Source organism: Kitasatospora gansuensis (assembly GCF_014203705.1).
Lineage (GTDB): Bacteria > Actinomycetota > Actinomycetes > Streptomycetales > Streptomycetaceae > Kitasatospora > Kitasatospora gansuensis.
This window is the reverse complement of the sequence record NZ_JACHJR010000001.1, coordinates 7,294,079-7,320,018: the sequence shown is the minus strand read 5'-3', so window position 1 is coordinate 7,320,018 and position 25,940 is coordinate 7,294,079. Positions and strand designations below refer to the sequence as shown.

The window sequence follows — 25,940 nt, the reverse complement described above, 5'->3', positions numbered from 1 at the left end:
GACCGCACCGCCACGTGCGCGGTGCGGTGATCCGCCCTGCCCGCACCCGGGCCCGCGGCCCTTCGGCGGCCGCGAAGATCACCCCTTGACAGCCCTTCACCTGGGAGAGCAAGGTTTCACTCCGCCGCCTGGGAGCGCTCCCACATCTCTGCGCTCCGGCCCCTCCGGGCCCTCGCCGCGCCACCCCGCACACCCACCCCTTTCCTGGAGATTCCATGTCCGCGCACCGCCGTTCCCGCAGAACCGCCGCCCTGGTGTCCGCCGCCGCACTCACCGCGCTGCTGGCCACCGGATGTTCCTCCGCCGGAACGGGCTCCGACGACCCGAACGCGAAGATCACGCTCAGCGTGGGCGACTTCGGCACCTTCGGTTACAAGGAGGCCGGGCTCTTCGACGAGTACTCGAAGGCCCACCCGAACATCACCATCACCGAGAACACCACCACCCAGGAGGGCGACTACTGGACCGCCCTGCAGACCCGCCTGTCGGGCGGCGGGCTCGACGACATCCAGGCGCTGGAGCTGAGCCGGATCGCGCTGGCCAGCTCCGAGCAACTCGCGGGCGCGTTCACCGATCTGTCGAAGGCTCAGGGCGTCGACAAGGACGCCTACCTGCCGTGGAAGTGGCAGCAGGCGACCACCGCCCAGGGCAAGACCATCGGCCTCGGCACGGACGTCGGCCCGATGGCGATCTGCTACCGCCAGGACCTGTTCCAGGCGGCCGGCCTGCCCACCGAGCCCGCCGCGGTCAGCGCGCTCTGGGCGGGTGACTGGGCGAAGTACGTCGAGGCGGGCCGCCAGTACCAGGCCAAGGCGCCCAAGGGCACCTTCTTCATGGACACCGCCTCCGGCCTGTACAACGGCGTGGTCTCCTCCAACGCCGAGCAGTACTACCGGAAGGGCAAGGTCGCCTACCAGGACTCCGCCGGTGTCCAGCAGGGCTGGAAGCTGGCCGCCGAGGCGGTCCAGGCCGGGGTCACCCAGGGGCTCAAGGAGTTCGACACCCCCTGGCAGACCGCCTTCTCCAACTCCACCTTCGCCACCACCGTCTGCCCGTCCTGGCAGCAGGCCAACATCGAGAAGTTCTCCGGCCCCGGCAACGCCGGCAAGTGGAACATCGCCCAGGCGCCCGCCGCCGGCAACTGGGGCGGTTCCTTCCTCGCCGTACCGGCCTCCGGCAAGCACGTCGCGCAGGCCCAGGCGCTGGCCGCCTGGCTCACCGCGCCCGAGCAGCAGGCCAAGGTCTTCCAGAAGGTCGGCAACATCCCCGCCAACCAGAAGGCCTACACGCTGCCCGGCGTCACGGACTTCACCAACCCGTACATCGGCCCGAAGGCCCCGACGGGCCAGATCTTCTCCACCGCCGCGAAGGCGATCACCCCGGCCGAGACCGGCCCGCACCACGGCACCCTGCACGGGGCGTTCAGCAACGGCGTGCTGCTGATGGAGCAGAACCACAAGAGCGCCGACGAGGCCTGGGCCGCCACCCTGAAGCAGATCACCAGCACCATCCAGTAGGCCCGCCGCGCCGTACGGGCCGCGCCCCGGCCCGTACGGCCTCCAGAACCCCTTCCAGTACAGCGCGACGACGCACCCGGCACGGAGGACCCCAGTGGCCACCCCTACCCGCACCCACCGAACCGACCCACCAGGATCACCGCCCACGGACCCACCCGCCCGCGCCAGGACGAGCCGCCTGCACCGCTGGGACCGCGCCGCCTCGCCCTACCTGTTCGTCGCGCCGTTCTTCCTGGTGTTCGCCGCCTTCGGCCTGTTCCCGCTGCTCTACACCGGCTGGCTCTCCCTGCACCGGGTCAGCCTCTACAACGTGGACCAGGCCGACTGGGTGGGGCTGCAGAACTACTGGGACCTGCTGTTCGGCCCGCCCAGCCACTTCTTCTGGAACGCCCTGCGCAACACGATCACCCTCGGCGTGCTGTCCACCGTCCCGCAGTTGCTCGCCGCACTCGGCCTCGCGCACCTGCTCAACTACCAGCTCCCGGCCCGCGGCTTCTTCCGCACCGCCCTGCTCGCGCCGTACGCGACCTCGGTGGCCGCCGCCACCCTGGTCTTCGCGCTGATCTTCAGCCCCGAAGGCGGCATGGCCAACTGGCTGCTGGGTCTGGTCGGTGCCGGCCCGGTCCAGTGGGAGGCCGGCCCGTGGAGTTCGCAGTTCGCCGTCTCGGTGATCGTGATCTGGCGGTGGACCGGCTACAACGCGCTGATCTACCTCGCCGCGATGCAGGCGATCCCGCGCGAGCTGTACGAGGCGGCCGCCATCGACGGCGCCTCCCGCTGGCAGCAGTTCCGCCACGTCACCATCCCCGAGCTGCGTCCCACCATCCTGTTCACCGTCGTGGTCTCCTCCATCGGGGCCACCCAACTCTTCGGCGAGCCCTACCTGTTCGGCGGCCAGAGCGGCCACCAGGGCGGCGCGGACCACCAGTACGAGACCCTCGGCATCCTGATGTACGACACCGGCTTCCACCACAGCATGCTCGGCCGTGCCTCCGCCATCGCCTGGACGATGTTCGGTCTGCTCCTGCTGGTCGGCCTGGCCAACACCCTGATCGCCCGCCGCCTGCGCTCCGCCAACTGAGCGGGAAGGACGCCGACATGACCACCATCCCTGTCCAGCACTCCCCCACCGCCGCGCGCCGGCGCCGGCCGCGCTCCCTCGGCGCGGGCGGCCAGCACCGGGCCGGGCCGCTCGCCCTGACCGTACTGGCCCTGGTCTCCCTCGCCTCACTCTTCCCGCTGTACTGGACGCTGGTGGCGGCCTCCACCGACGGCCACCGGGTGATCTCCACGCCGCCGCCGTTGCTGCCCGGGGGGAACCTCTTCGACAACATCGGCTACGTCTGGAACAACGCCGGGGCGCGCGGCATGGGCGTCGCGCTGCTCAACTCGACCCTGGTCGCGGGCACCGTCGCGCTCAGTACCGTGGCGTTCTCGGTGCTGGCCGGGTTCGCGTTCGCCAAGCTCCGGTTCCCGGGCCGCGGCGCGCTGCTCGCCCTGGTGGTCGCCACCATGGCCGTGCCCGCCCAGGTCAGCATCGTCCCGCTGTTCATCCTGATGAAGCACCTGGGGCTCGGCAACCAGCTCGGCGCGCTCGTCCTGCCCACCCTGGTGACCGCCTTCGGCGTCTTCTTCATGCGCCAGTACCTCAGCCAGGCCCTGCCCACCGAACTCCTGGAAGCCGCAAGGGTGGACGGCGCGAACTCGCTGCGGGTGGTCTGGCACGTCGTGGTCCCGATCGCCCGGCCCGCGATGGCCGTGCTCGGGATGCTCGCCTTCGTCCAGTCCTGGAACGACTTCCTCTGGCCGATCATCGCAATGAACGGCGCCACCAACCCGACCGTCCAGGTGGCCCTGGCCGGGCTCGGCACCGGCTGGTCCACCGACTGGTCCGTCATCACCGCCGGGGCCCTCGTCGGCACCCTGCCCCTGCTCCTGGTCTTCACCGTCTTCGGCCGGCAGATCGTCGGCGGCATCACCCAGGGCGCACTGAAGGGCTGACCGTCCGTCAGATCTGCCGCCCCACCATCACCACACCTCTTGGAGCCATCCGAATGACCGTCAGCCACACCTTCCCGGCCGGCTTCGCCTGGGGCGCGGCCACCGCCGCCTACCAGATCGAGGGTGCCGTCACCGAGGGCGGCCGTACCCCGTCGATCTGGGACACCTTCAGCCACACCCCGGGCAAGGTGGCCGGCGGCGACACCGGCGACACCGCCGTCGACCACTACCACCGGTTCCGCGAGGACGTCCGGCTGATGGCCGAACTCGGCCTCACCGCCTACCGGTTCTCGCTGTCCTGGCCGCGGATCCAGCCCACCGGGCGCGGCCCGGCCGTCGAGCGCGGGCTGGACTTCTACCGAGCGCTGGTCGACGAGCTGCTCGAGCACGGCATCACCCCGCTCGCCACCCTCTACCACTGGGACCTGCCCCAGGAGTTGGAGTCGGCGGGCGGCTGGCCGGTCCGGGACACCGCGTACCGGTTCGCCGACTACGCCGCGCTGGCCGCCGAGGCCCTCGGCGACCGGGTGTCCTCCTGGACCACCCTGAACGAGCCCTGGTGCAGCGCCTTCCTCGGCTACGGCTCCGGCGTGCACGCCCCGGGACGGACCGACCCGGCCGACGCGCTCAAGGCCGCTCACCACCTCAACCTCGGCCACGGCCTCGCCGTCGGCGCCCTGCGCGCCGCCCTGCCGCGCACCGCCCAGCTGGCCGTCTCACTCAACCTGCACGCCGTCCGGCCGCACAGCTCGCACCCCGACGACCTGGAGGCGGCCCGCCGGATCGACGCCGTCGGCAACCGGATCTTCACCGGTCCGATGTTCCACGGCCGGTACGACGAGGACCTGCTCGCCGACACCGCCCACCTGGTCAAGTGGGACGAACTGGTCCACGACGGCGACCTCGCCGAGATCTCCCGCCCGATCGACCTGCTCGGCCTCAACTACTACAACCCGACCGTGGTTTCGAGCGCCGAGAACGCCAAGGACCTCCCCCGCCACGACGGCCACGGCGGCGGCCCGTCCCCCTGGCCCGGCGCCGAGGACGTCGCCTTCCACCTCGCCAACGACAACGTCACCGCCATGGGCTGGCCGATCGACCCGACCGGCCTGTCCGACTCCCTGCTCGCCATGCACCGCGAGTTCGGCCTCCCGCTGCTGGTCACCGAGAACGGCGCCGCCTTCGAGGACACGGTCTCCCCCGACGGCAGCGTCCACGACCCCGAGCGGACCGCCTACGTCCGCGACCACCTGGCCGCGGTCTCCGAGGCGATCGCCGGCGGCGCGGACGTCCGCGGCTACTTCCTCTGGTCCCTGCTGGACAACTTCGAGTGGGCGTACGGCTACGAGAAGCGCTTCGGCATCATCCACGTCGACTACGACACCCTGGCGCGCACCCCGAAGACCAGCGCCCGCTGGTACGCCGACGTGATCCGCCGCGGCACCCTCGGCTGACGCCGCGTCATAACGCACCGCGCCGCCGACGTGGGGCCAGTCGGCGGCGCGGGCGTGTTCGGGTGGGATCAGGCGGGTCAGCGCTGCAGGGTCAGCACACCCGGGCGGTACGGCAGGCTCAGGTAGTCGGTGCCTGCCGGGACGTTCTTGAGGAGGCCCTGGTAGAGGAACTGCAGGTTACAGGGGTCGATGGTCATGGTCTGGTCGGGGCTGTCGCGGACCAGGTCACCGTGGCTGACGCCCTGGGCCCAGGTGGAACCGCTGTTGGCGGTGCCCGCGAAGGGGCTGCTCTCGCTGCCGGCCTGGACGGTCCACGGACCGTTCAGGCTGGAGGCGGTGAACGAGCGGAAGTAGCGGTTCGTACCCTGCGCCTCAACGATCATGAGGTACTGGTTCTGGCCCTTGACCTTGTAGACCTCCGGCGCCTCGAACAGCAGGTTCGCGGTGTCGCTCATGACCGTCGTGTACGAGGAGCCGAAGCTGCTGGGGAAATTCCCGATCGGCATGCTCGCCCGGTAGATCTTGCCGTTGTCACCGGCGAAGAACAGGTACATGTTCTGGTCGTCGGCGATCATGGTCGGGTCGATCGGGGCTTCCTTCTGACCCTGGGGGCCATCGGGGAGGCTGCCGGTGAACAGCGGCTGCTTGGCGGACCAGCCGTTGGGGTTGGTCGGGTCGCTGGACGTGCGGTAGTAGAGCGGCCACTGACTCCACTGGGACACCATCACCCAGACGTTCTTGGGCGCGAAGTAGAACAGTTCGGGAGCCACCGCGCCGTCGCTCATCCCGGTCTGGGTGGCTGCCGCCATGTCCGACCAGTTCGTGAAGGGAGTGAACGCCGTCCCGCCCCACGACGATCCGTTGGAGGTGGTCGCGTAGACCAGGTTCTTGCCGTTGTACTTCACGGTGGTGAAGTCCTTCAGCGCGAGCTGCCCGTTCGCCGGCTCCGCCAGCGGACCCGTGGAGGTCCACCGGTAGGTCGACGGAAGAGCGCACGTGCCGGTGCCCCCGCCCGTGTCGGCGACAGGGACGAGCTGCCACTGCTGGTTGCTGCCGCCCCAGTCGGCGTACTGGACGATCTTGCCGCCGTCGGCGGTCGAGGCGCCCTGGACCTCAAGGGCCTTGCTGCTGTGGCGGTTCACGAGGCGGACGTAGCCGTCGGTGGAGTCGGCGAGGCGGAACTGCTGGTTGGTGGCATTGAGGTCGCTCCACTGGACGACGTCGGTGCCGTCGGCCGAGGACCAGTTGTAGTTGTCCAGGACCTTGCCGGAGTTGCGGTTCTGCAGGCGGTAGTAGCCGCTGCCGGAGTCCAGGAAGCGCCACTGCTGGGCTTCGTTGCTGGAGCGGGTCCACTGGACGACGGACGAACCGTCGGCGGTGGCGAAGTTGTAGTCGTCCAGGGCCTTTCCGCTGTTGCGGTTGACCAGGACGTACCACTTGGCCGTGTCGACCGACGCGGCGGATGCGGCGGTGGTGTTCACGGAGACCAGGAAGCCGGCCAGGGAGACCACCGAGAGCACGGCGGCCAGGCGCGAGCGCCAACCCCGTCGTGCCGAGGTCCGTGGAGATCTACCGAGAGCGTTCATCTGCACCCTCCTAGGGGTGGACGTGGGCAGGGGTCAGTCCCTCTCGGGTGCGTGCACATCGGCACGGCGCGTCCGAGACGGCGGCAAGACATGGCCCCTGCGGGGTGGGGGATACCGGAGTTCCCGCGCTTTGTTAGCGCTAACAACTTGAACGTCGAACAACGGCTGCAGGGAGAAAAGCATGGGGTGTGAGTGGCCGTCAAGTACTCGCGCACAAGCTCGCCCCGACCGTTCACGTCAGTGCGCGGCGAACTGGACCCTGGTCGGCTGCACGACGTCCGCCTTCACCGCGATCCCGTCGACCGTCAGCTGCTCCCCGTAGATGTCGGTGATCCTGATCGAGCCGCCGCACCCGTTGCCGTCGGCGGCGAGGAAGTAGTTGTAGGCGGTGCGCGGCAGTTGGCGCCAGCCGGCGGCGGTACGGACCTCCAGCCGGGCGACCGGATTGCGGTGGTTGATCACCTGGATGCCGCACCAGTAGGCACTGGACCCGGCCTTGTACCGGACGGAGAGCGCGCCGGTGCTGCCGGGGCTCAGCAGGCTCCAGGTGATCGGGATCCGGCCGACCTTGAGATCGGCCAGCTTGGCGAAGGCCTGCTGGCTGAGGTCGAGTTGACCCGGTGCGCAGGGCAGCGGGCACTCGTTGACGATCCGGACCGTGATCGAGGCGCCGTTCGCGGCCTGGACCAGGACGTACGCGCCGCAGGCCCTCGACGACTCGTAGTCGGTGCTGTTCATCGCGGCGATCATGAGGTCGTCGCTCGGCCCGAAGGTGCAGGCGCCGTTGCCGTCGGCGGCCTCGTAGGCGGTGGCAACGCCCTTGTAGCTGGCCTTGGGCTGGATCCGTCCGCCCGACGGCACGGTGGCGGCCGAGGTCCGCGAGCTTGCCGTCGGCGAGGGCTTCGCGGTGGCGGAGGTCACGACTGCACTCGGGGTCAGGGTCGGGGTCACCGATGGGCTCACAACATCCGTCGGCAGAGCCGCACTTGGCGCGGGCGACGCCGTCGCCTCGGTGCCGGCGATCGGAGCGGCGACCGGGGCCGCCTCGACCCCGGAGTCGGGGCGCAGCAGCACCATCGCCAGGCAGACCAGCAGGCCCACCACGCTCAGCACCGCCGTGGTGCCCAACATCAGCCTGCGTGAGCGCTTGCGCTGCCGGGTGGCCTGCCGTGTCTGCCGTGCTGTCTGCATGTCGTCCGTCCGGAGGGTCGAGCCGATGGTTCAGTGCACTGTTGCCGCCGGTGGCGGAAAGGTTGCCGAGTATTTTTGGGCCGACGAGCGTTCCGCCTGAACGGGCCGGGCGGCCCGGATGCCGCGTGGGGACGCCCCGAGTTCGCGGCGGCAGGTCTTGTTGAACGCCTGCAGGTCGGGGATGCCGACCGAGGCGGCGACGGCGGGGATGGAGAGCGTGGTCGCGCACAGGAAGTGGCGGGCCCGCTCCATCCGCCGGGCCCGAAGGTAGCCGACCACCGTCTCCCCCGTCGCGGCCCGGAACAGCCGGGTCAGGTGGTTGTGGGAGACACCGACCGCCTTCGCGATCTCCGGCACCGTCAGGGGTTCCGTCAGCCGCGCCTCGATCAGGGCGACCGCGGCCGCCACCGCGGGATGGAAGTCCTGCGCGGTCCGCTCCCGTGCCGGGGCGAGCCCGGCGATCCGCCACAGCGCGCCCCACACCTCGGCCACGGCCCGCGCCGGAGTGTGCGGCCAGGCGGTCAGCGCCTGCTGCAACTGTGCTTCGAGAAAGGCGAGTTCGGGACCGGCCGACTGGATCACCGGGATGCTCGTGGGCGCTCCCCCGGTGCCCAGGCGGAAGTGGACGTAGCGGTGTTCGGAGCGCCCCCGGTAGCGGTAGCGAACCTCGGTCCCGGGCGGTACCAGGCTCACCCGCCCCGGGCGGATCGTGTGCTCGGTACCGTCCACCGTCAAGTCGGCGTCGTAGCCGTACAGATGGAGCTGCCACAGGTCGGGCAGCGAGAACACCTCCACCCGGCCGGCCGGCCCGTGCACGCCGATGCCGACGGCGGCGAGGGTAGGAGGCTCGTCGAGATGGGCGAGGGCCGTGTGCATGGTCAGGAGTTCTACCACGGCGCCCGCAGCATGGTGAGAATCGACCACCACTGGGTGAACACGGCCCACCCGGCGAGGCGGTGGCCGGGCCTAGCGTGGCCGCCGTGGAGAAGAAACAGGAGCTGCTCAGCTCGGTACAGATGGCGCGCTTCGTCGCGCGCGGGTCGCTGCGGCTGGACGCGGTGGTCCCGGCGGAGTTGAACGCGGAGGGCCTGCGGGTACTGGCGGACGACGTGCCACCGGTACCGTACGGGACACCGGTGTCCACGGCCTACCCGGACGGCTCCTTCGTCCGCCGACTGCTCGAACTACCCCAGGTAGCCGGGGCGTTGCACAGCCTGGTGGGGCCGGAGCCGTGGGTGGACCACCACTTCGTGCACACCCGCGAACCGCACGGCGGCGACGCCCAGGCCCTGCACGGGGACGCCGTCATCGACGTCCGGCCGGATGCCTTCGACGTCCAGCTGATGTACTACCCGCAGGCGGTGACGCTGGAGATGGGCGGCACCCTCAGCGTTCCGGGCAGCCACCTCCGCCGGACCAACGAGTCGGACACCGGCCGCTACCAGAACCTGCGCGGCCAGGACCGCCTGGTCTGCCCGGCCGGGACGGTGGTGTTTCTGCACCACGGCCTCTGGCACGGGGGCCGGCGCAACGACAGCGACACGCTGCGCTACATGTTCAAGATCCGCTTCAACCCGACGGTGCGTCAACAACGGCTGTGGGACACCTCGGATCTCCACGACCCGCAGGTGGACGCGGAGTTGGACGCGATGTTCCCGTGGTACGAGGGGGCGACCGGCCGCTTGGAACGGTACAACCGCATCCTGCTGTGGCGGGAGCTGACCGGCGACGACGGCTACGACCTCGACCACTGGGTGACCAGGGCCACCAACCGCCCGAAGGAGACAGCGAAGTGACGACGAGTTCGACACGCCAGCAGGTGCTGGTGCTCTACCTGTCCGACTCGGCGCTGGACTCCCACGTCGTCGGCTGGTCGAGGTACGACGGCACCGGCCGCACCTCGCCCACCACCGGCGACAGCGACGAGCCGCCGTACGAGACGGGAGTGGCGGCGCTCCGGGACGGCTGGCGACTCTTCCAGGCCGCCCAGCTGATCCCGCCGTACCCGGGCCACGAGTACGACGTCTCCTTCCTCAAGCACGAGTTCTTCTTCGAACGGATCGTCACGTGAAGCTGCTGAGACCGGGTTCCCCTGCCTGGTGAGTGTGGCCGCGCCTGGTTCAGTGCGTCGTCTTGCGGATCTCGGGCCGCGTGACTCGGGCATGTTCGCCGCGCTGATGAAGGCGCTGAGCGCGGAGGCCGCCTGGCGCGGTCAGGCGGACTTGTCACTAGTCAGCGTGGATTCGACGGTGGCTCGCGCGCACCACCACGCGGCGGGGATGGTGGTCGATCCGAGGTGCTGGTGGCGCTGGAAGAGGCCATGGGAAAACAGTGACCAGCCAGCGCAGCGGTTTTGCAGGAGGATCGGACGTAGTCCAGTCCTCCGCGAGATGCTGGACGGTCGCGCGCCTACCTTGGCCACCCTGACCGGGCTGCGGCCTTCGCAGGCTCCGCCCCTCCGCGCCACGCACCGGACTCAGTCAGGCGTCCCGCGCGTGGCGTCGCGCGGTGTCCTTCTTCATGGGTCTCACGGTCGTGGCGGATGAGCGCACCGCCGTCAGTGAAGGGGGTGAGGCCGAAGACGCGCAGGCCGAGGGCGTCCAGACATGCTGACGCCTTCTCGGAGTGGAACCTGTCGTCCTCCTTGGTCTCCAGGCCCAGCGCGAGCCGGACGACCTCCTTCACTGGCCGCATCCGCGTCCCAATCAGCACTCCGTAGGCTGAGGTACGCAATCTTGTCGTTGCTCATCGGTTGGCCTCTCAGCCAGGTCGGCGCCCTGCGGCCACCGTAAGGCCGCACCCCAGCCACTACCCATTGAGTACATCCCGTTGTGAGCACGTGATCGGCCCGCTGGTCCGGCGATTGGTACCTCGGCCCGGAACTACTGCCCTGAGAGGGCGTCAGCGCATCCCCTGACGAAGTTGTACAAGTCAGTGGTGGCGGGCTTCTTGATCGCGCGACAGAGCGACGCGGCCTCGGCGTAGCTATCAAGCATCCCAGTCACTTTGTGCTGATAGAGCGAAGCTCCATAGGTGCGGCCTGCACTGTACGCGTCTGGCGTAGCGGAGGGCATCGGGCTCTGGCTGGTCGCGACTACTGTTGGTGCGTCAACGCGGGCACCATCGGCGGGTGCAGTGGGAAGAAGCGCGCCGATCGCAACCCCGGCGCCGAGGAGGGCGGCTCCGATCGCGAGTGCGGGGACGACCGCGAGGCTGGCGCGCCGACCCCTAGGTGCGGCTTCCGCCTCGTGCACGAGCTCGGCGACGACTATGGGGTCGTTCACGTCGGTTGCCGTCCAGGATTCAGGATGAGAATTTGGTCAGATGCTGCGGATGATTTCCTGGCGCTGGGCCTGGAATTCTTCTTCAGTGATGAGCTCCTGGTCCCGGAGATCCTGGAGCTCCCTCAACCGGGCTGCACGGTCGGTGGGCTGCACCGGGGGCACTGGCGGAGCCGGGTACTGCGGAGGCGCCGGATACTGAGCCTGCTGCGGGTACGACGGCTGCGCCGGGTACTGGGGCGGCTGCACGGGATGCGGGTAGTACGGCGGCTGCGCCGGGTAGGGCTGAGCCGGATACGGAGGCTGCGGCTGGTAAACCGGGTAGGGCTGAGGCGCCACCTGGACGTTCTGCTGCACGACCGTTGTTGTCGACTCGTGGAGCATCTGGAGGTGCCCGCAGGCGCGGCACTTGCGGGCCACCAGCTCCGACATGCCCAAGGTCATCGTGGCCGCTCCGGCGCGACCAGCCGCGCGGCCCGCGTTGCCGACCATAGACCCAGTGCACTTCGAGCAGTTCTGACAGCCTGTCTGAACCCTTATCGCCACGATCTCGTTCCTTCTCCGCTCGCAGGTGAAGGCATCGTATTCGCTCTGTTCCCGCCGCGTGAGGCCATCTCACCTACGGCCTGATGCCGATCGACGTGCGGCTGCGCCACGTTCGAGAGGACGGTCAGAGCAGTGCGGGCGTACGTAGCCGTCGGCGACCTTGGAGTTCGGCGACCAGCGGCCCTGCCGTCACAGGTCGGTGGGGGATGCGCCGTTCTCGTCGGCGATGCTGGCGCCAGCGGCGCGGAGGCCGTGAGCGGTGAGCTTGAGGCCGTTCTCGTCATAGGCGACGCCGGACAGAGCGAAGACCCAACCCCCGTGGGACGTAACAACGCGCGAGTAACGCAAGCCGCGGCTGGCCGTGCTGAACCGCGATGGGTGGCGCTGTCAGATCAATGATTGCGAGGCGCCCGCGACGACCGTGGACCACATCGTCCGGCGGGCCGACGAGGGCACCTCCGAGCTGGACAACCTCCGCGCAGCGTGTACTCGGTGCAATTTCGGACGGGACGCCGAGTGGACCGGCGCCGTTCCCGAGAAGCTGAGTCTCGGTCAGCGGTGGGCCGTGATTCGGCTAGACCTACTCGGTGTCCCGCACGATGCCGAGCGCACGGCCGTGCAGACCATGCTGTGACTGCGCGGGATCACTGGCCACGGCAACCGCACCCTCGACGCCGCGACGCGCTGGCGGCACCGGCGGGAGCCGGTCAGCGTGCTCATCCGCGCCATTACACCAGACTGTTCATCATGACCGCCTTCACTCCCGACCACTGCGCCAACTGCGACGCCGCACTGCCGTTCCAGCCCTCGAAGAACGTCACGCTGTACTGCACCGAGGGCTGCCGACAGACGGCCAAGGTCATCCGCAAGGCCCGAGTCGCAATGGCCAACGGCAAGTTCTTCACGAACCCGGATGTCCGGTACGGCGTCCAGATCGCCCTCGCCCATGCCCTTGCGGGCGGCTACGCCGGGAAGGCGCGACGGCTGCCGCCCGAGGTAAAGCAAGCGGTCCGCGACCAGGCCGACGGCGTGTGCGAGCAGTGCCAGGAACAGCTCGGTACGGAGATCGACCACATCGACGGCGATTCCCCCGAGCTGCCGAACCTTCAACTCCTGTGTGCGCGATGCCACCGGGCTAAAACCGATCTGCGCATGCCGCCGGCAACGCCGGAGTCCCGCACTCGGATCGAGGAGCTGTGGACAATGCGGGTGCTTGTCTCCGAGCCCGCTCGGCTGTGTGACTCAGAGGAGTGGAACGACATGAGCACGAGGCTCAAGCAGGAGCGGCGGCTGCGTCTCGGCCATGTCCCGAAGAAGTCGCACCACAAGATCCTCACCTGCGAGGAGGTCACGGGCACTGCGGTGTTCGGCAGTCTGGTCGCTCTCACGCTGTGCGGTACGCCGCTGCGCGACGGCGTCTGCCCGACGCCGGAGCGCCATCAGGGCGACGCCTAGAACTCTCACCGAAGTACTAGACGAGTAGATCCGATGTGACGGTGGCCGAAGTCTCATGATCGCGCGGTTGAAGGGCCGGCCAGACCGATCAGGCCAATCACCTCGCGGTTATGGTTTGGTGGGTCCACCGAGGTCATGAAATGGAGGGGCTCATGACGGTCGAGCAACAGTGGCTGCTGGACGAGACTCCCTGGCCAGAGCAGGCCACCCTGGCTTACGGCGAGTTGGTGGAACTGACGACGCCGCATCCGCCAGTTCCGAGTCTGGGTTGGCTCGGGCCGGAGATCGTGGGCAGCCGTGGTGTGGTCGTTGGGTGTGTCATCAAGCAGGACGAGCGCGACGGCCACGTCGGGCCGATCTACTCGGTGGAGACCGAGGACGGCAGTCCCTGGGGGCTACGGCCGGAGTTCCTGATCCCCAGGGGACGACTCCATCCCGACATGCCGCCCCGCTATCGCAGCGACCTGCCCGACGGAACCCGCGTCCGAATCCGCACTGAGTCGGACTCACCGAGCGAGACGACGGAAGCTGTCGGGGAGGTCGCCGGGGTCTGGTGGACGACGTCCTTGGAGCCACCGAAGGGCTACATCGTGCAGGTTGGCGACCACGAATACTGCGTGACCCCAGAGCAGGCCGAGGTCCTCTGACTCGGCGAGAGCCTGCCTGCGGTCACTGCCGGATGCCGTCAGTGGTCGAACGCGATCAGCGAGCGCGTGACGGGTGCGCCGGTCCGGTTGTTGTGCCAGATGGCGGTGGCCATCGCCAGGACTCGCTGGGCCACCCGGATCGCGACGCCCTCGAAGGTCCGCCCGCCGTGTTGTTCCAGGTCGAGCTGCCCTTTGAGGGTGTCGTTGACCGACTCGATCAGCTGGCGGACCTTCTTGAGCATCGGCTCGCCGAACCGCTTCTTCTCGCGTTTGAACGAGGGCCGCAGCAACTCGACGCCGAGCTCGGCGAGTTCACGCTCGAATGTCTTCGAGGCGAAGCCCTTGTCCGAGATGAGCACCATGCCCTCGCGGCGGGCGACCAGCTCCGCATCGACTTCGAGCATCGCGGCCAGCACCTCCCGCTCATCCAGCTTCGGGTTCGCCAGCGCCCACAGGATTGGCATGCCGGCCGGCGTGCACACGAGATACAGACGAAGGCCCCAGAAAAAGCGGGAGTGAGAGGCGCAGTAGCCGTAGCCGGCCCAGCCCGCCATGTTCGAACGCTGGACGGTCGGGCGCGACATGCCGCACGGCACCGGCGTGGAGTCGGTGATCCACACCGTGTCCGTCCAGAAGTCGCTATCCCGGGCCAGTTCCCGGATCACGCGCTTTACCAGCGGCAGTGCCGAACGGAGTCGCTTGTTGTAGCCCGCGCGCTGGGGAAGGTACGGGAACATGCCGGACAGGCGCTTGTGCGCGTAGCGCAGCCAGCGGGCCTCGGAGTGGTACCCGAGCAGGGCCTGGGCCACCGCGAGGCAGACGAGTTCAGAGTCGCTGAGCAGGGGCGGGCGGCCCAGCCATCGCGTTCCTCCGATCTCGTCGTCGATCTTCACGTAAAGTGCGGTCAAGAGGGTGTTCAGGTCGGTCGTCACAAACTGATCTTGGACGCCCTCGACCCTTTGGCGGGACCGAACTTCGGATCTACTCGTCTAGAGCTCAAGGCAGCAGCTGTTCGGCCCAGATCGTCTTGCCCACGGAGCTCTGGCGGCAGCCCCAGCGCTCGGAGACCTGGGCGACCAGCAGCAGGCCCCGGCCGCCCTCGTCGAAACTACGGGCCCGCCGCAGGTGCGGGGCGGTGTTGCTGCCGTCGGAGACCTCGCAGATGAGCACGTCGGCGCGGATCAGCCGCAGCTGGATGGGCAGGCTGCCGTAGCGGATGGCGTTGGTGACCAGTTCACTGACGATCAGCTCGGTGGCGAAGTCGAGCTCCGAGAGCCCCCAGGCGGCCAGCTGTTCGCTCGCCGCCCGGCGGACGCCGGCCACGGCCGCCGGGTCCGCCGGGATCTGCCAGCTGCGGACCCGGTCGGCGCCGAGGGTGGCGGTGCGGGCCAGGAGCAGGACGATGTCGTCGGCCGACGGGTCGGGACGTACCTTGCGCAGTACTTCGTCGCAGATCTCCTCCAGATCGGCGCCCGGGCGGCGCAGTGCCTCGCTCAGCAGCTCGAGGCCGACGTCGATGTCGCGGTCACGGTCGGGGGTCTCGATCAGGCCGTCGGTGAAGAAGGCGAGCAGGCTGCCCTCGGCCAGGTCGATCCGGACGGACTCGAAGGGCAGCCCGCCCAGGCCGAGCGGTGGCCCGGCGGGCAGGTCCAGGATTCGTGCGGTGTCGTCGGGGGTCACCAGGACGGGCGGCGGATGCCCGGCCCGGGCCAGGTCGCACCGGCCGGTGACGGGATCGTAGACGGCGTAGAGGCAGGTGGCCCCGACCTCTCCGGAGGTGCCCTCCCCTTCGCTCCCCCGCTCCCGGTCGAGCCGGAGGACCAGGTCGTCCAGCCGGGTGAGCAGCTCGTCGGGTGTGAAGTCCACGTCGGCGAGGGTCCGTACGGCGGTGCGCAGGCGGCCCATGGTGGCCGAGGCGTGCACCCCGTGGCCTACCACGTCACCCACCACCAGCGCGACCCGCCCGCCGGACAGGGCGATGACGTCGAACCAGTCACCGCCGATCTCCTCCCCCGCGCCGGCGGGGAGGTACCGGTAGGCGAGGTCCAGCGCCGGAACCTCCGGCAGCCGTTCGGGCAGCAGACTGCGCTGGAGGGTGAGCGCGGTGTGCCGCTCACGGGTGTAGCGGCGGGCGTTGTCGATGCTCAGTGCCGCCCGGGCGGCGATCTCCTCGGCGAGCACCAGGTCGTCCTGACCGAAGGGGTCGGCGGTGCGGTGCCGCAGCAGGTGCATCACGCCGAGGGTGATGCCTCGCGCGCGCAGCGGCACCAGCATCAGCGAATGGATCTTGTACCGTCGCATGCTCTCCGCGCGGGCCGGTGAGGCCGTCAACCAATCGCGCAGCTGCGGGTCACCCATCCGGTAGTGGGCGCCCTGACCGGTGATCAGCGCCTGGGCGGGCGGGGAGCCTGGCGGGTAGACGTCGGTGTCACCCACCGCGACCACCGACTCCGGGCACCCCGGAATCACCGATCGCTGCGCCGTGCGGCGGAACACGACCGGCTTGTCGGGGGGTGCCGGTTGCGGCTCCTGCCCCTGGGCGACCGACTCCAGCAGGTCGACGGTGACGTAGTCGCTGAACCCCTCCACCGCCACCTCGGCCAGTTCCTCGGCGGTCCGGGTCACGTCCAGGGAACGGCCGATCCGCAGGCCGGCGTCGTTCAGCACCGCCAGGCGGCGCCGGGCCCAGTACTGCTCGGTGATGTCGATCACCAGGGCCGACAGCCCCTGCACCTCCCCCGCCCGGTCCTTCAGCGGGGAGATGTAGACCGACCACGCGTGGTCGCGGACCTCGCCGGAGGCCCGGAACGGCTGCTCCTCCCGGAAGACCGTCTCGCCGGTGCGCAGCACCTGCCGTTGCAGGCGGTCGATCTCGTCCAGGGGCGGGCTGGGATAGATCTCCCACAGCGTCCGCCCCCGCATCTCCTCCTGCGTCAGCCCCATGGCCCGGCTCATCACCTGGTTGCAGGCCACGAACCGGGCCTCCCGGTCGTACACGGCGACCGGCAGCGGGAGCTGAGCGAGCGTGAGGTCCCACAGCTCGGCCGGCGCCGCGTCGGTCGGCCCGGCGGGGTACCGTACCGCCGCCGGGGTGACGACCCAGGGGGTCCGGCCGTCGGAGTCCGCCAGCGGCGTGCCCCGAAGGTGCGCGGTGACCCGGTCGCCGTCCCGGGTCCGCAGCGCCAGATCGCTGGTCCAGGGCTCACCGGCGGCCAGGTGATGCCGCAGGGCCGAGGGCAGCTCCGCGGCGAGCAGCCGGGCGGCCGGGCGGCCCACCACCTCCTCGGGCCCGTACCCGAGAAGCCGCCCGGCTCCGGCGCTCCACACCAGGACGGCTCCGCGGTCGTCGACGACCACCGCGAAGTCCTCGGGCACTGCTGCGCCCCGTGTGGGCGTTCCGGGTTCGTTCTCCATGGCGGGTATTCCGACCTCGTTCCTGCCGCGCCCCTCCAGCATCCCGCCGCGGCACCGGCCGCTCAACCGACGCGCTGTCCCCCGACGAAGACCCTGACATCCCAGGCCGCGAGCCGCACCGGCCCGCCAGCCGGAACAGAGCTGCCGTCCAGGGCGTCGGTCAGCCGCGTGGGTGCCTGGGCCTCGGCCGGCTGCCAGCTCCAGTTGTGCACCACGTGGACCCGGCGTCCGTCCGGGGAGGTGCCGGTGGTCGCGGTGACGGACTCGGGCAGGCCGTGCCAGCCGCTGCGCGGGGTCGGCGCCAGCCAGGCGGCCAGTTCCCGGGCGAGTTCGCGGCCGGGCACGGTGCCGACGCAGGTGATCCGGCCGGCGCCGTGGCGGCGGGTGGTGACGGCGGGCCAGCGGCCGTAGTGCGGGTGGTCGTACTCGGCCAGCACCGTGGCGTCGACGGGGGTGAGGCCGTCCACCCAGCGGGTCGCGGTGGCGTCGGCGGTCAGGGTGAGCGGGCTGTCGGCGGCGGCCCGTACCGGCAAGGCGGCGGCGAGGTTGCCGAACTCCTCGTACCAGACCCCGGCGGCCGTCACCAGGCGCGCGGGGGCGGGCTCGTGGCGGGCCCGGGCCTCGTGGTCGGCGTAGCCGGTGCGGGGGCCGAGCACGAGGTGGCCGCCCGCTTCGGCGTAGGCCGCGAGCCAGTCGAGCAGCGAGTCCTCGGCGAGGTACAGCCCGGGGACCACCAGCACGGGGTGCCGCTGCGCGGCCGACTCCGGTGCCACGCCCTCCCGTTCGCCCCGGGCGTCGTGCAGCTGGCGGGCGTGCAGAATGCGGACCTGGCGGCCGGCCTCGAAGGCGCCCCGGTAGAAGGGGTCGAACAGCCCGTGGTAGGAACTGCCGTCCGGGTCACCGCCGTTGGTGGCCAGCGGCGGGTACTTCTGCATCAGCCACCTGCTGGGCATCGAGTAGACCATCGCGATGTCGTCGTCGGGCTCGATCCCGGCGACCAGTGCTCCGGCGGTCTCGAACTCGGCTCCCAGGCGGGCGAGTTCGGCGTAGACCCGGCCGGGCCGGCCGCTGTGCGGCAGGACGCCGCCCCAGTACGTCTCGGCGCCGAAGTGCAGGGTGTGCCAGTGCCAGTACTCGACCATCCGCGCACCCCGGGAGACCAGCGCCCAGGCGGCCTGCCGCCACTGGCCGTCGAAGGCCGGCCGGTTCTCCGAAGTGCCGCTGATCGCCTGGGCGTTGGTCTCGGTGACCAGGAACGGCTCCTGCCGGGAGGAGAAGATCCGGTCGGCGCTCTGGTACAGGGCCCAGACACCGGCGGTCTTCCACCCCTGCACGTGGTCGTCGGGCGTGGGGTCGGGCAGCGCGAGGGCGTCCTGCATGTCGTAGTACGGGTTGCCCGCGGTGACGTCCAGAGCGTCCGTCAGCTCGTCGTCCGCCACGGCCGGGTGGCCGTACTGGAGGCAGGTGGTGACGAACTGCCCGGGGCTCGCGTACTCGCGCACGATCGCGGCCTGCCAGGCAATGAACCCGTCGGTCTGCCGGGCCTGGAAGGCCCGCCAGGCGACGTCGTACTGCGGCTGGGCATTGCCGTCGGGCGTCCACAGGTCGGCCCAGGTGCTCAGGCGGTGCGACCAGTAGACCAGTCCCCATTCGCGGTTGAGGGTCTCCACGTCGCCGTACTGCCGCTGCAGCTCGTCGACGAAGCGCTGGAACACGCCCCGGTTGTGCGGCAGTCGGCAGCCCGGCTCGTTGTCGACCTGGTAGCCGATCACCGCCGGGTGGTCGGCATAGCGTTCGACGATCCGCCGGACCACCCGTTCGGCGTGGAACCGGAAGGCGGGGTGGGTGAAGTCGACCTCCTGGCGGGCGCCCCAGGGGGCGGGCTTCCCGGTGCCGTCCTCGGCGGCGATCTCGGGGTACTGGCGGGCCAGCCAGGGCGGTACGGCGTAGGTGGGCGTGCCGAGCACGACCGCGATGCCGCGCTCGTGGGCGGCGTCCAGCACCGGCCGCAGCCAGTCCAGCTCGAACCGGCCGTTCGAGGGCTCCCAGGTGGACCAGACCGACTCACCGACCCGGATGACGGTGAACTTCGCCCGCGCCATCAGGTCGAGGTCTTCCTTCAGCCGCTCGTACGGCTGGTACTCGTGGTAGTAGGCCGCGCCGAACAGGACGCGCGGGGGCAGCGTGGACATGGGTGAACCTCCGGACGCGAGGAGCCCCGGCCGCCTAAGTGCGGTGGCCGGGGCTTGATATGACGGATCGTCAGGCGATGGTGCCGGTCACCGTGGTGCCGGACTTCTTGACGTGGTACGTGGCGGTGTCGCCGCTGTAGAAGTGGAACACCAGCGTCGCCGTCTCACCCTCGCGGAGCGAGGTCAGGAACGCCGGGGTCAGGATGATCGTGCCGTTCGCGTAGTCCGGCGAGAAGGCCTGGTTGAACTCCTGGTACGGGGTCCAGCCGGTCGGGCCGGCGTTGGTGCCGTCGGCGTAGGTGGCGTGCATGGTCGCCAGGTCGTTGCCCTTGTACCGGGTGGGCACGGTGAACGCCTCGTTGGTGCCCGTGGCATCGGACACGACCGGAACGTCGTTGGTGACGATGCCGATGTTCCAGGGCAGCCCACGGCTGAACCGGGCCTGGAGCGTCGCGTTGACGCCGTAGGCGCGGTTGCCGGCCAGGCGGGTCAGCGCCTTCTCGGTGACGGTCAGCGTGGTGCCGGAGACGGTGTAGTCCCGGCCCGCGACCAGCTTGGTGTCGCCCTGCCACAGACCCCGGAAGGCCAGGCCGTTGAGGTTCAGGGTGAGCGACTTGGCGGTGACCGGAGCGGACTTCGGCAGGAAGACCTTGTCGAAGGAGGTCGAGCCCGAGCGGGTGGTCCAGCTCGACCTGATCACGGCGAACAGCTCCGGGTCACGCCACTGGAGGGTGTCGCGGTTCAGGTAGGCGAACGGGTCCCACAGGGCGGTGGTGACGCCGTTCTTGCGGGCCCCGTAGCCCACATGCTCGTAGTACTTCAGCGCCTCACCGCGCTCGATGCGGGAGGGGTGGAAGTGGTCGGGGTAGGCGAGCAGACCGTACTCGCCGACGTAGACCGGGATGCCCTTGGCGACGAAGGTGTCGTGCATGGCCGCGAAGGAGTCGTCCAGGTGCTTCTGCGCGACCGCGTCGTACAGGGTGCCGCCCGCGACGTTCACGCTGAACGGGTACCAGCTGTAGAAGTGCACCTGCGCGATGAGCTGGCTGTCGTTCAGCGCGGCGATCGCGGTGTACAGGTTGTCCAGGTAGACCTGGTCACCGCTGCCGCCCGGCGTGGTCAGCGACAACATGCGCCTCGCGTTCGCGCCGCCCGAGGCGCGGACCACGGAGTGGAACGAGGTCTGCAGCTCGTTCAGCAGGGAGAGCTTCTGCGCGTCCGTGGCGTTCTGGAACTGCGGCTCGTTGATGCCCTCGAAGATCAGGCTGCGCGGCTCGTCCCGGAAGGCCGTGGAGATCTGGGACCAGGTGGAGTTGAAGCGGGCGACCACGTTGTCGTGGTCGGTGGACATGTTCCAGACCCACTGCCACGAGTCGTGGTGGACGTTGAGCACCACGTACAGGCCGTCGGCCAACGCCCAGTCGACGAGCTGCTTGACCCGGGCCATGTAGGTGGCGTCGACGGTGTACGGCGCGGTGGCGGACTGGTGGCCGGTCCAGGTCACAGGGATGCGGACGCTGCGGAAACCGGCCGCCGCGATGGTGTCGAAGGTCGCCTTGGTGGTCTGTCCGTTGCCCCAGGAGTCCTCGTTCGGGATGGCGTCCAGGGTGTTTCCCAGGTTCCAGCTGGGCTGCATCTGCGCGACGGCGTCCATCGGGTTGTCTGGCACCCAGGCCACCGGGCACAGCGGCCGCTGGTGTTCCTCGGGCGCGGCGAACGCGGTGCCGCCGGACAGGCCCAGCATGACGGCCAGCGCCATCAGCAGGGCGGCCAGGCGGCCGGGGCCCCGGACGCGGTGGCGGGCGGGTTTCCTGATGTCTTTCACGTGTCGTCCCTCTCGTGAGTGCGGGTGGTGCTCTCGCTGACGGGTGGTCATGAGGCCGACGTGGGCTCGTAGTCGAACCAGTCGAAGTGGACGGTGCCGGCTGCGGCGTACATCCCGATGACCCGCCCGGTGAAGCCGCCGGCCACCTCGGTGGACAGGTAGCGGCCGTCCAGCGAGGCGAGCGGGGTGAAGCCGCCGTCGGGCAGTTCCACGCCGAAGGAGAGCAGGTCGGGTGCGGTGCGCGAGTCCTCCGGTGGGTGCGGGCCGATCTCGACGCCGAGCACCACCGGACCGGCGGGCACCAGGATGGACGCCACCTCGGTGCGCAGCGGGCCGATCCGGGCGAACACCGTCACCCGGCCGTCGACGGCCTCGATCTCGTAGTGGTGCCGCTCGTCCAGCCGGACGGCCAGGCCGCCACGGCCCTCGGCGGGGTCGATCAGGGTGCGCACCGAGCAGTCCAGGTGCTGCTGGCGGCGGCCGACGAAGACCGGGTCGGGCTCGTCCAGCGAGGCGCCGGCCGCGTGCAGGGTGAGCCAGCCGGAGCGTTCCTTGGTGGTGACCAGCTGCGCCGGGCGCTCGCGCACCGAGATCCAGCAGGGCTGGAGCTCGGCGTGGTCGAAGTCGTCCCGGACCGGCAGCCCGGTGGCGGGGATCAACGGCCAGGCGGGCGCGGGCAGTTCGGGGGTGAGCGGGCCGACCACCGGCCAGTCGTCGACCCACTCGACCGGCGCGAGGAAGGTCTCCCGGCCGATCACGTGCCAGCCGGGGGTGCCACCGCGCGGCCGGACGCCGAGCAGCACCATCCACCAACTGCCGTCGGGCGCCTGCACCAGGTCCGCGTGGCCGGTGTTCTGGATCGGGTGGTTGGTGCTGCGGTGGGTCAGGACCGGATTCGCCGGGCACGACTCGAACGGGCCGGTGGGCGTACGGCCGCGGGCGATCGACACGCCGTGGCCACGCTCGGTGCCGCCCTCGGCGATCAGCAGGTACCAGTACTCGCCGATCCGGTACAGGTGCGGCGCCTCGGGCGCCTGGCCGCCGGTGCCGGACCAAGTCCGCTCCGGCTCGCCGAGGGTCTCGCCGGTGTACGGGTCGAGCCGGACCTGCGAGATGCCCGCTACGGTGCACCAGCAGGTGCCGTCCTCGTCCCAGGCCAGGTCCGGGTCGATGCCGGGCACCCCGGGCAGCCGGACCGGGTCGGACCACGGGCCGGCCGGGTCGGTGGCGGTGAAGAGCATGTTGCCGCTGTCGCCGACGTTGGTGACGATCAGCCAGAACCGGCCGTCGTGGTGGCGCAGCGTCGGTGCGTAGATGCCGGCCGAGGACGGCATCTCCCGCGGCAGGCGCAGCTGGCTCGGCCGGTCCAGGGCGTTGCCGAGCTGCGTCCAGTTGACCAGGTCGCGGCTGTGGAAGACGGGGATCCCGGGGAAGTACTCGAAGCTCGAGCACACCAGGTAGTAGTCGTCGCCGACCCGGCAGATGCTCGGGTCGGGGTGGAAGCCGGGGATCACGGGATTGGGGACGGTGCTGCCCGCCAGGTGGCCTGACACTGGATCAGTTCCTCTCGGTGTACGGGTGGTTCGGGCGGCGCCCCGGCCGGGGAGGACCGGGGCGCCACCAGTCATCGGGGGGCAGCCGATCGCGCAGGACGCGCCGTTGAACCGGAAGGCGGGCGGATTGGCGTTGCTGCCGGACCAGGTGGCCTTGAAGCCCCACTGGACGCTTCCGCCGCGCGGGATGGCGGCGTTGGCCTGACGGGTGATCAGTGGGCGCGCAGGACCGCGCAGCCGCCGGGCGACAACCGGTGCACGGGGCCGTCCGTCAGCAGGTCGTGAGCGGGCTCCGGCAGTGCGACGGCCTCGGTACGGTGGTTGATCAGCACGTGCCAGCGGCGGCCGTCGGCGGCGTGGCGGGTGACGGCTTCCACCCCGGACGGCAGGCCCGGCAGCTCCGGCTGCACCGCCGCCTCGGTGAGCAGCCGGGCGACCAGGGCGGCGTAGCCGCTGTCGTCCAGGCGGGTGGAGAGGTACCAGCCGGCCCCGGCGCCGAATCCGTGCCGGGTGAGCGCCGGGCCGCCGCCGAGCACGCCGTCGGTGTAGGCGGCGACCACCTCGGCCCCCTCGGTGCGCAGCAGCTCGCTCCAGGCGGTGCCGTGCGAGCCGTCGGACAGGGCGGTCGCCTCCTCGCGCCGCAGCGGGCGGTGCTCCTCGACCCGGACGCCCAGCGCCTCGCGCAGCGGCGCGACCGGGTAACCACCGAGCCGGGCGTGCATCCGCTCGTCGACGGAGCCGCCGGAGTGCTGGACCAGCAGCGTGCCGCCGTCGGCGACGTACCGGCGCAGGTTCGCCGCACCCGCGTCGGTGAGCAGGAACAGGGCTGGGGCGACGACCAGTTGATACCGGCTCAGGTCGTGTTCGGGGTGGGCGAAGTCGACCGTGACACCCGCGTCCCACAGCGCCCGGTGGGCCCGGCGCAGGGTGGCGTGGTAGTCGAGTTCGGCCGACGGCAGCCCGTCGGACTGCAGCGCCCACCAGGCGTCGGAGTCGTGCAGGACGGCGACCTCGGCCCGGACGGTGGAGCCCGCCAGCTCGCCGAGCCGGGCGACCGCCTCACCGACCTCGGTGACCTCGCGGAAGATCCGGCTGTCCGGCCCGGCGTGCGGGACCATCGCCGAGTGCCACTGCTCGGAGCCCGCCCGGGACTGGCGCCACTGGAAGAACAGCGCGCCCTCCGAGCCCCGGGCGATGTGACCCAGGGTGTGCCGGAGGATCTCGCCCGGTTCCTTGGGGAGGACGCGGTCACCCGCGTAGACGGTGTTGGTGCCCTGCTCCATCAGCAGCCAGGGCGCGCCGCCGCCGAAGGAGCGGGCCCGGTCACCGCCGAACGCGGTGTCGGCGGCGGCGTCCACCCCGGGCGCGGTGGGGTAGTGGTCGATGGCCACCAGGTCGACCTCGCGGCCGAAGGCCCACAGGTCCAGGTTCTGGTAGCCGGGCAGCATCAGGTTGGTGGTCACCGGCCGGTCGCTGTGGGCGCGGATCGCGTCGCGCTGCTCGCGGTAGGCGGCCAGGGTCTCGTCCGACCAGAACCGGCGGAAGTCCAGCGCCTGGCCGGGGTTGTGGTGCCACTGGGTGGCCCGGGGCGGCTGGATCTGCTCCCAGGAGCCGTACCGCTGGCTCCAGAACGCCGTGCCCCAGGCGTCGTTGAGCGCGTCGAGCGAGCCGTGCCGGGCGCGCAGCCAGACCCGGAAGGCGGCCGCGGTGTGGTCGCACCAGCAGAGCGTCGCGTACTCGTTGTGCACGTGCCACAGGGCCAGCGCCGGGTGGTCGCCGTAGCGTTCAGCGAGTGCCGTGGCGATCCGGCGGGCGGCCCGGCGGTAGGCGGGGGCGGCCAGGCAGTAGGTGTCCCGGCTGCCGTGGGTCAGCCGGGTGCCGTCGGGGCCGGCCGGCAGGGCGTCGGGGTGGGCCAGGGTGAACCAGGGCGGCGGGGAGGCGGTCGGGGTGGCCAGGTCGACGGCGACCCCGTTGGCCTGCAGGCGGTCCAACTGCTCGTCCAGCCAGCCGAATTCGTAGCGCCCCTCGTCCGGCTCCAGCAGCGCCCAGGAGAAGACGCCGACGGTGACCAGGTTCACCCGGGCCGTGCGCATCAGCTCGTCGTCCTGCTTCCACACCTCCTCGCCCCACTGCTCCGGGTTGTAGTCGCCGCCGAAGGCGAGCGCACCGAGGCGGTCGGTGAGCTGACGTGCCGTCATGGAAAGAGCCTCTCTCTGTCCGTGTGTCAGGGGCGGGCGCCGCGGCCCGGGGCCGGCGCGGTGCTCTCGCGGATCACCAGGTCCGGTACCAGCAGCCGCAGTTCGTCCTCGGGCTGCGCGCCCTCGGTGGCCGCCGTGATCCTGGCCATGATCTGTTCGAAGGCGACCTGCCCGAGTTCCCGCTTCGGTCCTGTCACGGCCGTGAGCCGGGGCGTGTACTGCTCCGCCAGCGACTCGGGGCAGATGGCGATCACCGAGGCGTCCTCCGGGACGGTCCGCCCGCTGGCGCGCAGCAGGTCGAGCAGCGGGCCGATCGCGCCCTCGTTCTGCACCACGAACCCGGTGGTGTCCGGACGGTCGGCGAGGATCCTGGCCACGGTGCCCGCCGTGCTCTCGTACGTGCCCTCGCACGGCCGGTGCACGAAGCGCAGGCCACGCCGCTCCGCGCGCTCGCGGAAGCCGTGCAGGGTGCGCACGGCGTAGCCCGCGTGCCGCTCGTAGACGGCCCTGGCGTAGCCGACGAAGGCGATGTCCCGGTGGCCGAGGTCGGCCAGGTGGTCCGCGCAGAGCGCGCCCATGGTGGGGAAGTCGTGGTCGACGCAGGAGAGTCCGGCCGGGTCGTCGGGCCAGCCGATGAGCACGGTCGGTATGCCCTGGGCGCGCAGGGCCGGGATGCGTTCGTCCCCCACCCTGATGTCCATCAGGATCACCCCGTCGGCGAGTCCGCCGGCGGCGATCCGCCGCACCTCCTCGGGGCCTTCGTCATTGGTCATCAGCAGGATGTTGTAGCCGTGCTGACGGGCCGTCACGGTGACGGAGATGGCGATCTCCGTCATCGTCGGCACGTACACGTCGGTGTTAAGCGGCACCACCAGGGCGACCATGTGCGAACGCTTGCCGGCCAGGGCCCGGGCGCTGGTGTTGGGGTGGTAGCCGAGCTCCCGGACGGCCCGCTCGACGCGGCCGCGGGTCTCGTCCAGGATCGGGCGCTTCCCGCTCAGCGCGTAGCTGACGGTGCTTGCCGAGACGCCGGCGTGCCTGGCCACGTCGGCGAGCGTGACGGGTCTGCTGGACATCCGG

At 70.6% G+C, this 25,940-nt stretch carries 20 protein-coding genes; 9 read left to right on the top strand and 11 right to left on the bottom strand.

Annotated elements, in window-relative coordinates; genetic code table 11:
- Nucleotides 1-215 precede the first annotated feature (215 nt).
- From F4556_RS32970 to F4556_RS32955, 4 genes are all read left to right on the top strand, one after another.
- Nucleotides 216-1,517, top strand: a complete 1,302-nt coding sequence (locus F4556_RS32970) for an ABC transporter substrate-binding protein (RefSeq protein WP_184922707.1) — start codon at nucleotides 216-218, stop codon at nucleotides 1,515-1,517.
- A 94-nt stretch (nucleotides 1,518-1,611) separates the two neighbouring features.
- Nucleotides 1,612-2,598 (top strand): carbohydrate ABC transporter permease, encoded by a 987-nt coding sequence (locus F4556_RS32965; protein WP_184922705.1) that lies wholly within the window; start codon nucleotides 1,612-1,614, stop codon nucleotides 2,596-2,598.
- Between the two features lie 17 nt (nucleotides 2,599-2,615).
- Entirely contained in the window at nucleotides 2,616-3,518 is a 903-nt protein-coding gene (locus tag F4556_RS32960; protein WP_184922703.1) for a carbohydrate ABC transporter permease, read from the top strand.
- Nucleotides 3,519-3,571: 53 nt separating this feature from the next.
- Entirely contained in the window at nucleotides 3,572-4,972 is a 1,401-nt protein-coding gene (locus tag F4556_RS32955) for a GH1 family beta-glucosidase (RefSeq protein WP_184922701.1), read from the top strand.
- A gap of 77 nt (nucleotides 4,973-5,049) precedes the next feature.
- Here F4556_RS32955 and F4556_RS32950 read toward each other — a convergent pair whose 3' ends face one another.
- The 3 genes from F4556_RS32950 to F4556_RS32940 form a co-directional block, all read right to left on the bottom strand.
- Nucleotides 5,050-6,558: a non-reducing end alpha-L-arabinofuranosidase family hydrolase gene (locus F4556_RS32950; protein WP_184922699.1), complete on the bottom strand. Its 1,509-nt coding sequence runs from the start codon at nucleotides 6,556-6,558 to the stop codon at nucleotides 5,050-5,052.
- Between the two features lie 237 nt (nucleotides 6,559-6,795).
- Nucleotides 6,796-7,749, bottom strand: a complete 954-nt coding sequence (locus F4556_RS32945) for an expansin EXLX1 family cellulose-binding protein (protein WP_246511152.1) — start codon at nucleotides 7,747-7,749, stop codon at nucleotides 6,796-6,798.
- A gap of 30 nt (nucleotides 7,750-7,779) precedes the next feature.
- Nucleotides 7,780-8,625: an AraC family transcriptional regulator gene (locus F4556_RS32940; RefSeq protein WP_184922697.1), complete on the bottom strand. Its 846-nt coding sequence runs from the start codon at nucleotides 8,623-8,625 to the stop codon at nucleotides 7,780-7,782.
- A gap of 140 nt (nucleotides 8,626-8,765) precedes the next feature.
- On the opposite strand from F4556_RS32940, the gene F4556_RS32935 reads away from it, so the two are divergent.
- Both F4556_RS32935 and F4556_RS32930 read left to right on the top strand, forming a co-directional pair.
- On the top strand, nucleotides 8,766-9,545 hold the full coding sequence (locus tag F4556_RS32935; RefSeq protein WP_184925588.1) for a phytanoyl-CoA dioxygenase family protein: 780 nt from the start codon (nucleotides 8,766-8,768) through the stop codon (nucleotides 9,543-9,545).
- Nucleotides 9,542-9,820: a hypothetical protein gene (locus F4556_RS32930; protein WP_184922695.1), complete on the top strand. Its 279-nt coding sequence runs from the start codon at nucleotides 9,542-9,544 to the stop codon at nucleotides 9,818-9,820. Before F4556_RS32935 ends, F4556_RS32930 begins: the two co-directional genes overlap by 4 nt.
- 1,249 nt (nucleotides 9,821-11,069) lie before the next feature.
- Here F4556_RS32930 and F4556_RS32925 read toward each other — a convergent pair.
- Entirely contained in the window at nucleotides 11,070-11,462 is a 393-nt protein-coding gene (locus F4556_RS32925; protein ID WP_184922693.1) for an SHOCT domain-containing protein, read from the bottom strand.
- A 475-nt stretch (nucleotides 11,463-11,937) separates the two neighbouring features.
- Here F4556_RS32925 and F4556_RS39820 point away from each other — a divergent pair, with 475 nt between their 5' ends.
- From F4556_RS39820 to F4556_RS38700, 3 genes are all read left to right on the top strand, one after another.
- Nucleotides 11,938-12,210: an HNH endonuclease gene (locus tag F4556_RS39820; protein WP_376775763.1), complete on the top strand. Its 273-nt coding sequence runs from the start codon at nucleotides 11,938-11,940 to the stop codon at nucleotides 12,208-12,210.
- A gap of 113 nt (nucleotides 12,211-12,323) precedes the next feature.
- Nucleotides 12,324-13,031, top strand: coding sequence for an HNH endonuclease (locus F4556_RS32915; protein WP_184922689.1), 708 nt, complete (start codon nucleotides 12,324-12,326; stop codon nucleotides 13,029-13,031).
- Between the two features lie 152 nt (nucleotides 13,032-13,183).
- A complete protein-coding gene (locus F4556_RS38700) occupies nucleotides 13,184-13,678 on the top strand; it encodes a hypothetical protein (protein ID WP_184925799.1) in 495 nt (164 codons plus the stop codon).
- A 38-nt stretch (nucleotides 13,679-13,716) separates the two neighbouring features.
- Here the strand turns inward: F4556_RS38700 and F4556_RS32905 are convergent, their stop codons facing one another.
- From F4556_RS32905 to F4556_RS32875, 7 genes are all read right to left on the bottom strand, one after another.
- The gene (locus F4556_RS32905; protein ID WP_184910699.1) at nucleotides 13,717-14,610 is read right to left on the bottom strand and encodes an IS982 family transposase; all 894 of its coding nucleotides are present in this window, start codon (nucleotides 14,608-14,610) and stop codon (nucleotides 13,717-13,719) included.
- 64 nt (nucleotides 14,611-14,674) lie between these two features.
- The gene (locus tag F4556_RS32900; protein WP_184922687.1) at nucleotides 14,675-17,092 is read right to left on the bottom strand and encodes a SpoIIE family protein phosphatase; all 2,418 of its coding nucleotides are present in this window, start codon (nucleotides 17,090-17,092) and stop codon (nucleotides 14,675-14,677) included.
- 62 nt (nucleotides 17,093-17,154) lie between these two features.
- Nucleotides 17,155-19,284 carry a beta-galactosidase gene (locus F4556_RS32895; RefSeq protein WP_184922685.1) on the bottom strand — a complete coding sequence of 710 codons (2,130 nt, stop codon included), beginning with the start codon at nucleotides 19,282-19,284 and terminating at the stop codon, nucleotides 17,155-17,157.
- Nucleotides 19,285-19,354: 70 nt separating this feature from the next.
- The gene (locus tag F4556_RS32890; protein WP_184922683.1) at nucleotides 19,355-21,109 is read right to left on the bottom strand and encodes a cellulase family glycosylhydrolase; all 1,755 of its coding nucleotides are present in this window, start codon (nucleotides 21,107-21,109) and stop codon (nucleotides 19,355-19,357) included.
- Between the two features lie 47 nt (nucleotides 21,110-21,156).
- Nucleotides 21,157-22,662, bottom strand: coding sequence for a glycoside hydrolase family 43 protein (locus F4556_RS32885; protein ID WP_313068978.1), 1,506 nt, complete (start codon nucleotides 22,660-22,662; stop codon nucleotides 21,157-21,159).
- Between the two features lie 212 nt (nucleotides 22,663-22,874).
- Entirely contained in the window at nucleotides 22,875-24,860 is a 1,986-nt protein-coding gene (locus F4556_RS32880; RefSeq protein WP_184922679.1) for a beta-galactosidase, read from the bottom strand.
- Between the two features lie 26 nt (nucleotides 24,861-24,886).
- Entirely contained in the window at nucleotides 24,887-25,936 is a 1,050-nt protein-coding gene (locus F4556_RS32875) for a LacI family DNA-binding transcriptional regulator (protein WP_184922677.1), read from the bottom strand.
- Nucleotides 25,937-25,940: the final 4 nt, after the last annotated feature.